This is a genomic window from Vibrio sp. QJM3NY_15, from assembly GCF_057785995.1.
Genome location: NZ_CM173517.1, coordinates 2,218,406 through 2,232,088, shown reverse-complemented (window position 1 = coordinate 2,232,088; position 13,683 = coordinate 2,218,406). Strand labels below are relative to the sequence as shown.

The 13,683-nt window shown below is 42.7% G+C and carries 12 protein-coding genes and 1 pseudogene; 6 read left to right on the top strand and 7 right to left on the bottom strand.

Annotated features, from left to right (window positions below; all coding sequences use genetic code 11):
* Positions 1–98: 98 nt before the first annotated feature.
* Both AC3CKG_RS09960 and AC3CKG_RS09955 read right to left on the bottom strand, forming a co-directional pair.
* Complete coding sequence (locus AC3CKG_RS09960) at positions 99–728, bottom strand: redoxin family protein (protein ID WP_488528282.1); 630 nt, start codon at positions 726–728, stop codon at positions 99–101.
* A 156-nt stretch (positions 729–884) separates the two neighbouring features.
* Positions 885–1,739 (bottom strand): winged helix-turn-helix domain-containing protein, encoded by an 855-nt coding sequence (locus AC3CKG_RS09955; protein ID WP_488528281.1) that lies wholly within the window; start codon positions 1,737–1,739, stop codon positions 885–887.
* Positions 1,740–1,996: 257 nt separating this feature from the next.
* On the opposite strand from AC3CKG_RS09955, the gene AC3CKG_RS09950 reads away from it, so the two are divergent.
* A complete protein-coding gene (locus AC3CKG_RS09950) occupies positions 1,997–2,287 on the top strand; it encodes a hypothetical protein (protein WP_065111134.1) in 291 nt (96 codons plus the stop codon).
* Positions 2,288–2,296: 9 nt separating this feature from the next.
* A complete protein-coding gene (locus tag AC3CKG_RS09945; protein WP_488528280.1) occupies positions 2,297–3,073 on the top strand; it encodes an EAL domain-containing protein in 777 nt (258 codons plus the stop codon).
* A 213-nt stretch (positions 3,074–3,286) separates the two neighbouring features.
* On the opposite strand, the gene cydC is transcribed toward AC3CKG_RS09945, so the two are convergent.
* From cydC to trxB, 3 genes are all read right to left on the bottom strand, one after another.
* The gene (gene cydC, locus AC3CKG_RS09940; protein ID WP_102544017.1) at positions 3,287–5,008 is read right to left on the bottom strand and encodes a heme ABC transporter ATP-binding protein/permease CydC; all 1,722 of its coding nucleotides are present in this window, start codon (positions 5,006–5,008) and stop codon (positions 3,287–3,289) included.
* On the bottom strand, positions 5,001–6,785 hold the full coding sequence (gene cydD / locus AC3CKG_RS09935) for a heme ABC transporter permease/ATP-binding protein CydD (RefSeq protein ID WP_488528279.1): 1,785 nt from the start codon (positions 6,783–6,785) through the stop codon (positions 5,001–5,003). Before cydD ends, cydC begins: the two co-directional genes overlap by 8 nt.
* Positions 6,786–6,946: 161 nt before the next feature.
* Complete coding sequence (gene trxB / locus AC3CKG_RS09930; protein WP_488528278.1) at positions 6,947–7,906, bottom strand: thioredoxin-disulfide reductase; 960 nt, start codon at positions 7,904–7,906, stop codon at positions 6,947–6,949.
* 313 nt (positions 7,907–8,219) lie between these two features.
* On the opposite strand from trxB, the gene AC3CKG_RS09925 reads away from it, so the two are divergent.
* Positions 8,220–8,606 (top strand): DUF6575 domain-containing protein, encoded by a 387-nt coding sequence (locus AC3CKG_RS09925; RefSeq protein ID WP_488528277.1) that lies wholly within the window; start codon positions 8,220–8,222, stop codon positions 8,604–8,606.
* 455 nt (positions 8,607–9,061) lie between these two features.
* Here the strand turns inward: AC3CKG_RS09925 and AC3CKG_RS09920 are convergent, their stop codons facing one another.
* Together AC3CKG_RS09920 and AC3CKG_RS09915 are read right to left on the bottom strand one after the other, a co-directional pair.
* Positions 9,062–9,559 (bottom strand): DUF1269 domain-containing protein, encoded by a 498-nt coding sequence (locus AC3CKG_RS09920; RefSeq protein WP_017110936.1) that lies wholly within the window; start codon positions 9,557–9,559, stop codon positions 9,062–9,064.
* 9 nt (positions 9,560–9,568) lie between these two features.
* Positions 9,569–9,934 (bottom strand): HdeA/HdeB family chaperone, encoded by a 366-nt coding sequence (locus AC3CKG_RS09915; protein WP_065111139.1) that lies wholly within the window; start codon positions 9,932–9,934, stop codon positions 9,569–9,571.
* 866 nt (positions 9,935–10,800) lie between these two features.
* Between AC3CKG_RS09915 and AC3CKG_RS09910 the strand changes: the two are divergent.
* The 3 genes and pseudogenes from AC3CKG_RS09910 to AC3CKG_RS09900 form a co-directional block, all read left to right on the top strand.
* A pseudogene (locus AC3CKG_RS09910) lies at positions 10,801–11,064 on the top strand (DDE-type integrase/transposase/recombinase); the annotation flags it as partial.
* Positions 11,065–11,795: 731 nt separating this feature from the next.
* Positions 11,796–12,452: a 2OG-Fe dioxygenase family protein gene (locus AC3CKG_RS09905; protein ID WP_488529246.1), complete on the top strand. Its 657-nt coding sequence runs from the start codon at positions 11,796–11,798 to the stop codon at positions 12,450–12,452.
* Positions 12,436–13,671: a cysteine desulfurase-like protein gene (locus AC3CKG_RS09900; protein WP_017078680.1), complete on the top strand. Its 1,236-nt coding sequence runs from the start codon at positions 12,436–12,438 to the stop codon at positions 13,669–13,671. The genes AC3CKG_RS09905 and AC3CKG_RS09900 overlap by 17 nt, the downstream gene beginning before the upstream one ends.
* The last annotated feature ends 12 nt before the right edge of the window (positions 13,672–13,683 follow it).

The window sequence follows — 13,683 nt, the reverse complement described above, 5'->3', positions numbered from 1 at the left end:
GAACTCGTGATAATTGATTGCCTCTATCGATTGTTCGATGTTTTGCTCTAGAGAGGGTTAAGTGGGCCAGCCTCAGCCAGCCCACTGAAGAGCAGTGTTTAAAAGTGCTCTTTCGCTACTTCAACTGCTTTGTTCAGGTCTGGAACCATAGTGAGTTCCGGAACTCGCTGAATGTGAATAATTTTGTTGTTTTTGTCGACAACGAAAGTAGTACGAGCAAGTAAGCCAAGTTCGCTGATTTGCGTGCCTGACTCAAATCCAAATACGTGGTCTTTTGCATCTGAAAGCAAAGTGAGTTTGTCGGTAATGCCTTTCTCTGTCTTGAATCGATCTAGAGCGAACGTTGTATCTGCACTTAAGCCGATGAATTCAATGTTATTTGTTAATGCAGGGTTCGCTTCTACAAACTTAGACAGATCCTGTGCTTGCTGGTCACATACCGGTGTATCAACGGATGCTAAAACGCTAAAGATACGAACTTTGTCGGTTTTTGCCGTGGTGTCGTATGGTTGATTCTGGTTAGTCATCAATGTGACCGAAGGTAGATCATCACCCACAGCCAAATTGTTACCAACTAGATTGAGTGTTGTGTCGTGGAACAGGGTCAGTGTGTTGTCTTTGCCTGTCGGAGCCGTCTCGCTGGTGGTTAGGTAGTCCGCAGCGGTAACTGTTGTTGCCATTGTCATTGTAAGCATTAGTGCAGCTAGCGTAGTTAGCGTTTTTTTCATGTTTAGTCTCTTGAATTTGTTTGATTCGGCCCTGTGTTTAAGCCGAGCGCACTCTAGCTAGATTCTTAAGGTTTTGTTCAAATAAATAGATAATGAAAACCAAACTAAAATATTTAATTCTTTTATATCAATGGATAAGGAAGAAATTACACCTATTTAAAACGAGAGCTTACATAAGCTAAGTATTCTCGATAGCTGTACGATACGAACTTCGGAGCTGTCACTCCTTACCTTGTATGACTGTAAATAGTTACGCGCTTTATTTTTGTAGATGATCGAAAAATCCGTTTCGAAGATGCCATTTTTGTTTTGAGTTATCGTGATATCAATATGGCTAGCCTTGCAGTTTTTGTATGAGTTTAATCTTATTATTCCCTCAATAGTTTCAAGATCTATGGTTTCAGTATAATCGACAAGGTTGTATGAAATGTTCTCGGTTGATACCGAACGTTGATTCATGCTCTTGTCAATGCTGTTCGTGTTGTAACAACCTCTTATTAACGATAGAGAGGTAATGCCGAGCATTAACATCATTAACTTTTTTAGGCGCGCATACTTTTTGTCGCGTTCGGGAGAAACGTCTTTGTTAGCATTCTGCTTTTCGGAGAACTGTAATTCTAGAGTTTGGCAATCAGCCGAGTCGTGATTTTCTATTCTGAGCTTATCTAACTCATCGGCTTGTTCATCCGTGGTTGTATCTTCCAGTAAATAGCCAGCTTTACTGACGGTTGTCAGCTTAATATTGACGATTCCAATCGTATTGAGTGCTTTCCTTAGTGTACTGATTGTATTCGTGAGTGATTGATCGGATACGATAGCACCATTCCAACACTCGGAAAAAAGTTCATCCTTACTAATACAACGGCCACGATGAGTATCTAGATAAAGTAAAACAAGAAAAGGTTTTGGCCTTAATTTGATTAAGGTGTTGTTTTCTATATTGGTGATTGAACGATCGCTTAGGTTGATATGTAACTCGTCATTAATTACTAGTGAATTATCGTTATCCATTCTATTTCTCAAAAATTAATTATTGTCGTCGTTATTGCGCTTAACCTATTTGCCGTCGATTCTATTTTTTTTCCTAGTTTTAGCCATCAAAAATCAGGTTCGTTTGAAAAATATGTGGAATGTAGATTTGGTGTGTTTTTCGTTATTTTTGCATGAGGTGATTTAGGTTTTGTCTACGTAGTATAAACGGCTAATTCATGGATAGAAGATCACTAGTTAGAGGGATAATCAGTAGCGTTGCTTGTTTTGGAGTAGGAATGAAAGTCGTTTCTAAAGAATGTGTTACGAATACCTTGGATGGTATTGAAGAGTATAAACAACTAGCTTGTGTCGAATCACAAGGGTTGGATGTGATAAGCCTGTTGATTCGATTGTGTAACCTACGCAGCAAAAACATCTCTGAGGGCGATCGACAAACCTTGATGGATCACATTAAAGAGTTGGTAGCGGCGGAAGTGGTGTTTGCTCAAAATATGGAGTTAGAAGAAGCGGAAGCGATATTATTGGATTCGATGAAGTTGTTGTGTAACACAAATCAACCTAAGTGAGATCGCCCTATGCTTGAGTGGAACACAGACAACCATCGATATGAGATGACAGTGCTTGGATATCAAGTACACAGCGTATTTCAATCCATCAATCACGACAGTCAGACGGTGTTTGGGTACGAAGCGCTTTGCCGTATTGAGATGCAAGGAGAGCGCGTCGACATAAAAAAGTTTTTCAAGATACTCGAAGACTTTGGCGAAAAGGCGGAGTTTAGATTCAAGTTTTTCCTGAACATTATGCATTTGAGGAATTTTAGAAACTCGAATATTTATGATCGAGAAACCAAATTATTTCTGAATCTGACTCCCTGTTTCTTCAAATATTTCGCACATGAGCAAGACTTAGACAATCTGTACCTTCCATTGATCAAACAAGAGCAAGTGGACTTTAGTCAGATTGTTGTTGAAATCGTAGAGGATTATTGTCCTCTGGCGGATATTGAAAGCTTACATAAAGGTACGGCCTATCTAAAGAGCATAGGTATATCTTTCGCGTTAGACGATTTTGGAACAGGTTGGTCAGGCTATAGCCGTATGGCGGTGGTACAACCTAACTACATCAAAGTAAGTCGGGAAATGTTGATTGAATTTGGCCTGAACGAATTGACAGAAAACAACCTACTTGCAGAGCTCAATACAATCACGAGTTTACAAGGCATTAAAGTCATATTCGAAGGTATCGAAAACAGCGACAACCTCAAAACGGCAGCTCGATACGGTGCAGATTACTACCAAGGCTATTATTTAGATTTTCCCAAGTCATACCCAACGAATAAGCTTGAGTAATCATTCTTATTTTACCCTTCGCCTTCTTCGCCAAACCTTATGATTTTAAATGTCGCTTTGGGCATTAACTCCGATATCAATAACCGAATGAGAGTTATAAATTCGGATTGATGGATTGCGGTGTTCAGAGAAAATCAAAGTTGACGGGCAATAAAAAGCCCGAGTATAAACTCGGGCTTTGAATAATTTACTTAAGCTGTGAAAGCAGGCTAACTAGATTGCCTGACGAAGTTGGAAATAACGTCCTGCTTCGTTTAACAGTTTCTCATGAGAGCCGTTTTCAACAATCTCGCCTTGTTCAATCAGAACGATAGAATCCATCGACTCCAGACCAATCAAACGGTGCGTAATGAAGATAACAGTTTTGCCTTCAAAGTGCTTCTCGAACAGTGCCATGATGCTGTGTTCTGTTTGCTTATCTAAGCCTTCTGTTGGCTCATCTAGAAGCAGGATAGGGGCATCATGAAGAATGGCACGTGCTATACCAATACGGCGCTTCTCACCACCAGACAGTTGACGACCACCGTCACCTAACCAGCTATCAAGTGCATTATTCTCAAGCAGCTTTTCTAGGCCAACGTCTTTTAGGATATTCGCTAAGTGATCATCGGTTGCTTCTGGTCTTGCAATCAACAAGTTGTCACGCAAAGTGCCATTTAGAATGTCGACACGTTGGCTAACTACACTGATTGATTCACGAAGTTGCGATTCGTTCCACTGTGTCAGTTCAATGCCCGCGATTGAGATATAGCCCTTTTTAGGATCCCAGTAGCGAGTCAGAAGCTGAATCAGAGTCGATTTACCAGAACCCGTTTGACCAACAATCGCAACCTTGTTCGTGGCAGGGATCGTTAGGTCGACAGCATTCAGAACACTGCGCTCAGAGTCAGGGTAGTTAAACGTCACGTTTGAGAACGTAATATCAAGCGGCTTGTTGATGTCGAGTTTCTCTTCAGCAAACTGAACTTCAGGTTCCGACAGAATCACTTCGTTCAAGCGACGAGCAGAAGACAGAGTTTGACCTAAATGCTGGAACGCGCCTGCGATAGGCATCAGCAGTTCAAAACTTGCCATAGTAGCGAACGCCATTAGCGCGATGAACGGGTCTGGTGCATTGCCACCCACACCGTCAGCCGCAAGCCAAAGCATAAGAACAAGCGTCAAACCGTTGAACAGCATCAGTGCAGCTGAAGCCATACCGGTTAGGTTGGCATTCACAAACTGATTCGCCATCAGCTTCTGCTGTGTTTCTAGAATCGCATTACGGTAACGTTCTTCTGCACCGAACAGAGTCAGTTCGCTGTAGCCTTCAATCCAATCTAGCGTAGTCACACGAAGATCAGCTTTGTTCTGTGTCAGTTCACCGCCGTTACGCTTACCCAGCTTGTAGAACAAGATTGGCCAAACCAACAGCATGATCAGAAGGATAGAACCCAAGATCAAACCAAGCGAGCTATCAAACCACATCAAGAACAGAGTCAGGAAGAAAATCCCGAACACACCAACCGTCACTGGGCTTACTAAACGTAAGTACACGTGATCCATGGCGTCTACATCAGCAACCAAACGGTTGAGAAGGTCAGCATCACGAAGGTTTGAGATACGACCTGGGATCAGTGGAGCCAGCTTCTTGAAGAAGAAGATACGTAAATCAGTTAACAGTTTGAATGTTGCATTATGGCTGACAACACGTTCACCCCAACGACCCGCAGTACGGCTCATTGCCAAACCACGTACACCGCCACCCGGTAGCATGTAGTTGAAGGTTTCACGCGCAATCGTAAGGCCTGCAACCGCAGAAGCTGAAATAAACCAACCCGATAGCGTTAACAAGCCGATAGAAGCCGACAGAGTAGCAAAAGCCAATAGCATGCCTAGCGATAGGCCAAACCAATGCTTTTTATAGAGTTTCAGGTAAGGCAGTAAATCACGCATCTAAATTACCCTTATTATCTTGTTGAGCTAAGTTCGCGTTCAGCATCTCTTCAAACAAACCACCCGCAGTCGAAAGCTGAGAGTAATGACCTTGTTCAACCAGACCACCATCGCGCATAACCAGAATATTATCGACCGATTTAAGAGGAGCGAGTTGGTGCGTCACAAGTAGGGCAGTGCGGCTTTCAATGTTGCTATTGATGCCTTTCATCACTAACTGTTCGCTACGAGTATCTAGGCTGGCTGTTGGTTCATCTAATAACCAGAACTGACCGTCTTGAATCATTGCGCGAGCCAAAGCTAAACGCTGAGATTGACCAACAGACAGGCCGCCAGAGCGATCAGAAATCATGTAATCCAAGCCGTGCTCGTTAACGAACTCGCTAGCAAATGATTGCTCAAGAGCATTTTCGACAACTTGGTCAGCAATATCATGCTTACCTAGAGTGACGTTGTCACGAATGCTGCCGTGCAGTAGTAATGGGTTTTGACCAACCCAACTAATCGTTTTACGCCAAGAGGCTAAGTCGAGGTCACGCAATTCAATGCCATTGATTTTCAAGCTTCCTTCATAAGGCATGAAACCAAGAATAGCATTGATCAAACTCGTTTTACCCGCACCGCTTGGGCCAACTAACGCAGTTGATTGGCGAGTGTTAAGTGCGAACGAGATAGGACCGACTAATTGAACACCTTCAGGGCTTAACACTTTTAGGTCGGTAGTTTCAATATTGATGCCTTGAGCTGAATCGAGTTGAGTGTCGCCTGATTTAACCTTAGTGATGTCTGTTTCTAAGAACTCGACAATACTTTCAGCTGCACCAACCGCTTGTTGCTTCGCGTGGTAAAAAGTACCTAAGTCACGCAGAGGTTGGTAAAACTCTGGCGCTAAGATAAGGATAAACAAACCTGCGAATAGCGTAATGCCTGCGCCGTAGTGGCCGAAGTTAAGCTCACCGATGTAAGTGAAACCAAAGTAAACCGCCGTCATCGCGATAGAGATAGACGTGAAGAACTCAAGTACCGCAGAAGACAAGAAAGCGATTTTCAACACATCCATGGTACGCGTTCTGAACACTTCAGATGCACCTTTCAGTACCTCTGTTTCAGCGTTGGTGCGGTCAAATAGACGAATGGTTGTCATCGACTGCAAACGGTCGTAAAAGTGACCTGAAAGACGCTGCAGCGCTTTGAAGTTTTTACGGTTTGCATCGGCCGCTTTCATACCAACAAGTGCCATGAACATCGGCACCAGTGGAGCAGTAATCAAGAAGATCAGTCCTGCTGCCCAGTTTACTGGGAACACCACAACCAAAATAATGAATGGAATCATTACCGACAGAGACATCTGAGGTAGGTAACGAGAGAAGAAATCTTGCATGTCTTCTACTTGTTCTAGCAACAGGGTTGCCCACGTACCGGCAGGTTTGCCTTTGATATAAGCAGGGCCTAACTCGCGTAACTTATCTAGGATGAGTTGCCTTATGTAGACACGGATCTGTTCACCACAGCGATAACCTGCGATTTCACGTCCCCATGTACAGCCAGCACGGCCAACGACCGATAATGCCAAGCCTGCGAAATGACCAACCAGTTCAGATTTATCGACATTTTCGATGATCAGCTGGTGAAGAATAGAGGCGAGAAGAGCTGCTTGAGCAATTAAGAACACGCTTGAAAGTACGCCAAGGCTAATCGCAATCATAAGCCAGCGTTTCGCTAACTTACTCTGTTGCTTAAGCCACTTGTTCAAGCTGCGTTGTTTTTTCTTATCCATTATGAAGGCTTAATGATAATTATTATTTGTTGAGGGCGGCTAGTATACAAAAGAAAGCCCAGTGGATATACCACTGGGCTCTAGGGATTTACAACAAAATGTGATGACGCCCTGCATCTACTGAGGCGAGAGCACCGATAATCAAATCTGCAATCTCAGATTTACTTATCGTTAAGGCCATCTAGGAAGCGTTCAGCATCCAGTGCAGCCATACAACCTGTACCAGCAGAAGTGATTGCTTGGCGGTAGTTGTGGTCCATTACGTCACCCGCAGCGAATGCGCCAGGGATGCTGGTTTGTGTCGCGTTACCTTCAAGACCTGACTGAACAATGATGTAATCATCTTTCATGTCGACTTGGCCTTTGAATATTTCAGTGTTTGGTTGGTGACCGATAGCAATGAATGCGCCCATTACTTCGATATCTTCTGTCTTATCAGACTGAGTATCTTTAATGCGAACGCCGGTTACGCCCATGTCGTCGCCTAGAACTTCATCTAGCGTGCGGTCAGTGTGAAGAACAATGTTGCCGTTCTCTACTTTGTCCATTAAACGTTTTACTAGGATCTTTTCAGCGCGGAACGTGTCACGGCGGTGAACTAGGTGAACTTCAGATGCGATGTTAGATAGGTAAAGTGCTTCTTCAACAGCCGTGTTACCACCACCAACTACCGCCACTTTCTGGTTGCGGTAGAAGAAACCATCACACGTTGCACAAGCAGAAACGCCACGGCCTTTGAATGCTTCTTCAGACTCTAAACCTAAGTACTTAGCCGATGCGCCTGTTGAGATGATCAATGCATCACACGTGTACTCGCCAGAATCGCCTTTAAGACGGAAAGGGCGGTTAGATAGGTCTACTTCGTTAATGTGGTCGAACAGGATCTCTGTTTCAAAGCGCTCTGCGTGCTCTTTCATGCGATCCATTAGAGCAGGGCCCGTTAAACCTTCAGCGTCACCCGGCCAGTTTTCTACTTCTGTTGTGGTTGTAAGCTGACCACCTTGCTGCATACCGGTAACCAGTACTGGATTTAGGTTTGCACGAGCAGCGTAAACTGCAGCTGTATAGCCAGCAGGGCCAGAACCAAGAATCAATAAATTACAGTGCTTTACGTCGCTCATGAGGACTCCGAAATTGAATTTGTTTTATTTTATAATCGCTTAGGATTGTATGGAAAATATGGAGGCAATAAAAGGTTAAACAAGGGCTGAAGTGTAATTAATCGTTATACGTTAGAACTTAATGGAGACAAACGTTTTCGTGGCTTAAAGATCGGCGAACCCACCGTCTTCTTCATGGATTGTTGCTGCCGTCTTTTCGATTTCGAACGGGCATATCAAAATACATCCAAATAACTGTATATAAAAACAGTGTTTAACTATAAGATTATAGGCAAGGTTTGATAGGCAACGTTAGAAAGATGAGGAACGAGCGATGAACTTACTCCCAACAGGCACACAGCTAGGTAAATTGGAACTACTGGAAGTGTATCAAGACGTCTTAGGGCCGAAGTGCTTTTCGGTTAAGAATGAAAACACTCAAAGGTTTATGGTGTATTGGAGTGGGGACTACGACAACGGCCAATGCATTAAGTGGGCTTACATTCCGGTAACCAAACCATTGCTAACCAGTTTGCTAAACAAAGAAGTGAGCTTTCACGATGCGTTCCACCGTTCAGACAAGCTTTATCTAGCGACTATCTACACAAACGAAGTAGGGAAGCCCGCGAAAGTCGAACTACTGAATGCAACGAACAAGCATTTAGTAAACCTGCCACCCGTTGATTTTGAAATCGACCTTGAAGATGCTTGTATGGTGTAGTGGGTGCAGACGAATTACGGGTTCTGAAGCTTGCTTTTGGACATAAATGAGTTTTGGAAAATTGAATATTAGCGACTTATGAATAAATATAGATATGGAAAGTCGATTAATTTGATGTCTAAGGTTTATGTGGTAGATCAGATACAAAATGCCCGAAGTTTGAAGAGACCATTTTATTATTAACAGCAACGAAAATTGTCACCGCATATAAGGACTACCAATCAGGTAAATACGGAGACATCGATTACAAGAATTTAATACAAACTTTTGAATGAAAAGTAAATTAGTGGTCGTTCCACAGCCCATGATGTTACCTTTAGTCATCAAAAGCTATTCGAAAAATAAAAATTGCTTTCGTATATTAAAAGAACCTTTATCTACTGGCTATTCAGTTGAATACTCACACCTAGTTGCAGTGTGAGTATTCAAAAACATAAGCTAAAGTAGTGTATTAATTAAATTGAACTGCCAGGGTGATCTTCAATAAACACCTGAGCATCAAGCAATTGCTGTTCAGTACCATCAAGCATGACTAGGTACTTATCTGTTTTTATTGCAGCTTCATATTTAATAATGCTGTCTTTTGGAATTCCAACACTCGCTAAGGCACCGCCCAATGCTGAGAACCCACCAGTGATGACTGCCCCTTCAACTGCCCCTGCTAACGTGGCAACAAATGGACCTGCAGCAAGTACAGCACCAACACCCGGCAACCAAAAAAGACCAGAACCAACAAGCGCTCCCCAGATACCGCCCCATAGACCGCCGGTTTTACCCCAAGATTTGACTCGGTCACCAATGTTGTAGAAGCCCGTAGCATGCTCTTCCGTTTCATAGCCTTTGCCGATAATCGACATTTTATCAATAGGGAAACCCTGCTTTGCTAACTGAGTGACTAAATGCTCTGCGTCAGCATGAGTATGTGCGATAGCGATTGTTTTATTTGAGTTCATTATTTAGTCCTACAGTGCTTTTTCAATTTTTTTTGCGTTTGTTTTTGCGGTTTGTTGTTCAATAACTTCTACCGCTAAAGCCGTTGGTTCTTGTTCACAAATTTCCACAATCTGAGTGATATCGATAGTGTCAAAATCTTCAACTTTATGAGTATCAATACTTTGTGTTTCTGAATCCCAACCCATTAAATAGTTAACGCTGATAGGGATAATTTCTTGGTCTAGTTCTAAAAAATCGGCACAAGTAATCGTTGACTCAACCTGTATTTCTGCTGTTGTGGATGCTGTATCTAAAATGTCATCATTTGCTGCTTGAGCAAATGTAGAAAATGCTACAAGCGTTACAATAGAAAGGTTAAGTAGTTTATTTGTCATGTTGTTTCTCTCATTGAGTAGGTGTGAGACAAATACTAATGAAACATCTACACATTGTTATAAATTAAGGGTAATCAAAAACTAATTATTAAATTTTACCTTTATAACAAGTGGTTAGAGTTAATTCGCTTTGCTCTTTTATCATTAGTTTATCTACTTTTTATCACCGTTTTATAGCCAGCTATATAGTGCGTTATCTATTTCTAAAGACTGATTATTAAGTCTTAGTGAATTTGCCAAAACTCAATTTCTGATGAGCTACGCGAGACAGTTTTTATAACTAAAACAAAAAACATAGCTATGCAGAATATCTATATAGGAAGAGGATTCTTTAGTGCCTAGTAAATAGGGCAAGATTACGAAGCACCTTGCCCTGCAAGGACTCGAGAAAGGTTGCTGTTGCTACGGTTCGCTTTTTTCTACTTTCTTTTTATCCCAGCTTTTAAACTGGTTTCTTCCGTCAGCAGGTTTAAAGCAATATGCCTTAAAACAGCTAAGTTCTCACCAGCTTGCTCTCGACGTATTCGACACTCATTTGCTTAAAAACCAACGTCTAATCTCCAGTGCATCTGATTTTCAATGCTCCAGTGTGCTCGCGTACTCTCTAGTAAAGCTTTATCCGTCAATTTTTCTGAGCTTATGTAGTGCTTGATTTGATTTGATTTGATTTGAATTGTTTGTGCTGACTTATCACCTTCTTGGCGAATTAAAACGACCATATCCTTGGATTCGCACCAGAATTTGGACACTGAGTTAAGTGAGTACAATCACTAATGAGGTGAACAATGACAACTAAGAAAACACGAATCAAACATACTCCTGAATTTAAAGTCGAAACGCTTAAGTTAGCAGACAAAGTCGGTGTCGCTGCTGTCGCACGTAAGTTCAAATGTACGGCAGACAGCAAGCATCGGCTTCCTGTTGCGCCGAACTTGCTTGAGCAAGACTCTAATGCGACAGCACCGAACCAAAAATGGGCTGGAGATATTACCTATCTAGCGACAAGTGAAGGTGGGATGTATTTAGCCGTTGTTATCGACTTGTACTCACGGCAAGCAGTTGGTTGCTCAATGAACACCAGAATGACCGCGACTCTGGTCTGTGATGCGTTATCAATGACATTGTTCCGTAGTGCTCTGATCCAGCCTGAGTGGACATTTCACTAACTACTGTGATCCTACTTGTTTAAATACGTTGCTTGTATAGGCAAAACTAACTTATTCAACAAACTGTCAGAGAAAGGGGGGCACCTAGCGCTAGCACACTTCAGGCCATCAAGACTCTAGATAAAAGCTTATTACGAGAAAGGACAGTGAAGCCACGACCTGAAAGGAAGCAAATTGATTTGAGGGCGGCCGAGTTCCCCCCGAACTCGACCTGTTCCAGACGCGCAAGCAAAGGCGTTTGGTTTCTGGCTTACTCATAAATTAACCAATTTCAGTTTGTTGTGTAAATAATCAATAGCTTGGCAACTGATAGATAGGTCGTATTTCATTGTGCAAAAGCATAGAAATTAATGATGGTGAACGTGATGCCTGAACTCAGGTAAGGAGGCTGGCGTATTGAAGCGAAAGGGCTGACACAATATGAAACATAGTTTGTTAGTTAATAATATCGTTAAATTTAAATTTGTAGGGATTTATAACTAGCTAGTGGAGTGTGCTAGTTTTAAGAGTTGGTCATCTTTTATTCTGGTGTTATACACTGGTTTTGATTTTTAAGTTAGATTTAGTGTCTGAATTATTAAATCTGACGGGATAAATGATTGTTTAATGTTGATTTGACAAGATCTTCAAGTATCCTTTATGTAAACAAAACGTTAAATATCGAAAGTTAATTAACAATCATTAAGGAGTCGATGATGTTACATGCTCACGAAAATACCCTACATATTACCAACCTCAGTAACCACGCGGTTGAGGAGTTGTCACCATCATTCTCTAAGCTTCCAAGCACAGAGCATGCGGATGGTCAGTTTCGATTGAGAAGGTACTCGGTGGTTCAATTCAGTAATGGACAAGTCGTTGAGCAAGACAAACATAACTTTGTTCAGTCTGAAAACATTAATCACTTTCAAGGTGACGTTGTTCGTCAGTTCGAGCCGATTGAAGCGAATATTCTAAGCAGTGAAGGCATGCAAGAAATGTGTGAACTGTTTATTGAAACCAACGGACTTGAAGACGGGCAAGAAATCGAAATCCATCAAATTCGTATTGCCGCTATTTTTGAAGAAACACAGGTTGCTCCTGAAGGGGTTCACCAAGATGGTTTTGACCACATCGCTTTAATTGGTGTGAACCGACATAACATTGTGGGTGGCGAAATCATGTTGTACCAAGACTCACATGAAGCGCCATTCTTTAGAAAAGTATTAGGCGATGGTGAGGTTGCGATGCTGGCAGACAGTAAGCTTTGGCATAATGCACAGCCGATTCGTACCATAGACCACGATAAGATGGGCTATATGGATGTGTTTGTTCTAACGGCTAAGGATGCGCGCAATGTCCTTCACTCTTAATGATGTACGCCAACAGTTTAGTGCTTTAGGCCAATATCATAACGGTAAGCCTGTGACCTTTTTTGATGGTCCGGGTGGATCTCAGGTGCCAGAAAATGTTTTAGCTTCGATGACCGAATACCTAGGCCATTTCAATTCAAACCTAGGCGGCCACTATTTTTCTAGCCAAAAGACCACAAGCTTAATGCAGCAAGCGCGAGAAGCGGCGCAAGCACTGCTTAATGCGGAGTCTTCTGGCAACGTTGTGTTCGGTGCGAATATGACATCGCTGACCTTCCAACTAAGCCGAGCGATCAGCCGCGATTGGAAAGAGGGCGATGAAGTTATCGTCACTGCGTTAGACCATTACTCAAATGTATCGAGCTGGCAGCAAGCGGCAGACGACAAAGGCGCGATTGTTCGCCAAGTTCGCGTAGACGAGTCGGATTGCAGTTTGGATATGGCACATTTTGAATCGCTACTTAACGAGAAAACCAAGCTTGTCGCGGTGACGTTTGCCTCGAATACGACGGGCTCTATTGTCGACATGGCAAAAGTGATCGAGCTTGCACATCAGCATGGTGCGCAGGTTTATGTCGATGCCGTGCATTACGCGCCACACCATTTGATCGATGTTCAGCAATTGAATTGTGATTTCTTAGCGTGTTCAGCGTATAAGTTCTTCGGCCCGCATGTTGGCATTGCTTATGTTGCGCCTCAATGGCTTCATACTCTAAAACCTTACAAGGTAGAGCCTGCAACCAATATCGGCCCAGGTCGATTTGAGACTGGCACGCAAAGTTTTGAAGGCCTTGCCGGTGTGATTGCGGCGGTAGATTACTTGGCGCAGTTAGGCGATCCCGCCGATTCATTGCGTTCTCGTTTAGAGCAAAGCTACGCGCTGTATAATAAGCATGAAAGCCAACTCAGTGAGTACTTCCTGAAACGCTTGTCCGATCTTGAAGGGGCAAAGCTTTACGGAAAAACCGAGTTTGACTCGAATCTAAGAACGCCAACCTTTGCCGTTACGTTTGAAAACCATTCTCCAGAGTTCATCGCTAAGAAGCTGGGTGAGCATAATATCTGTGTGTGGAATGGTCACTTCTACGCATTAGGACTGGTGAAGCAGTTGGGTATTGAAGAGCAGGGCGTGGTGCGTATTGGTTGTATGCATTACAACTCGATTGAAGAGATCGACTTGTTGTTCAATGTGCTTGAAGGGATCTTGCGAAGCCACTAGCAGAAGTAATTA

Excerpts from the sequence above, each read along its gene's own strand:
- AC3CKG_RS09945 (WP_488528280.1), top strand. The coding sequence starts at position 2,297 with ATGCTTGAGTGGAACACAGACAACCATCGATATGAGATGACAGTGCTT.
- AC3CKG_RS09955 (WP_488528281.1), bottom strand. The coding sequence starts at position 1,739 with ATGGATAACGATAATTCACTAGTAATTAATGACGAGTTACATATCAAC.
- AC3CKG_RS09925 (WP_488528277.1), top strand. The coding sequence starts at position 8,220 with ATGAACTTACTCCCAACAGGCACACAGCTAGGTAAATTGGAACTACTG.
- cydC (WP_102544017.1), bottom strand. The coding sequence starts at position 5,008 with ATGCGTGATTTACTGCCTTACCTGAAACTCTATAAAAAGCATTGGTTT.
- AC3CKG_RS09900 (WP_017078680.1), top strand. The coding sequence starts at position 12,436 with ATGTCCTTCACTCTTAATGATGTACGCCAACAGTTTAGTGCTTTAGGC.
- AC3CKG_RS09905 (WP_488529246.1), top strand. The coding sequence starts at position 11,796 with ATGTTACATGCTCACGAAAATACCCTACATATTACCAACCTCAGTAAC.
- cydD (WP_488528279.1), bottom strand. The coding sequence starts at position 6,785 with ATGGATAAGAAAAAACAACGCAGCTTGAACAAGTGGCTTAAGCAACAG.
- AC3CKG_RS09950 (WP_065111134.1), top strand. The coding sequence starts at position 1,997 with ATGAAAGTCGTTTCTAAAGAATGTGTTACGAATACCTTGGATGGTATT.
- trxB (WP_488528278.1), bottom strand. The coding sequence starts at position 7,906 with ATGAGCGACGTAAAGCACTGTAATTTATTGATTCTTGGTTCTGGCCCT.
- AC3CKG_RS09920 (WP_017110936.1), bottom strand. The coding sequence starts at position 9,559 with ATGAACTCAAATAAAACAATCGCTATCGCACATACTCATGCTGACGCA.
- AC3CKG_RS09915 (WP_065111139.1), bottom strand. The coding sequence starts at position 9,934 with ATGACAAATAAACTACTTAACCTTTCTATTGTAACGCTTGTAGCATTT.
- AC3CKG_RS09960 (WP_488528282.1), bottom strand. The coding sequence starts at position 728 with ATGAAAAAAACGCTAACTACGCTAGCTGCACTAATGCTTACAATGACA.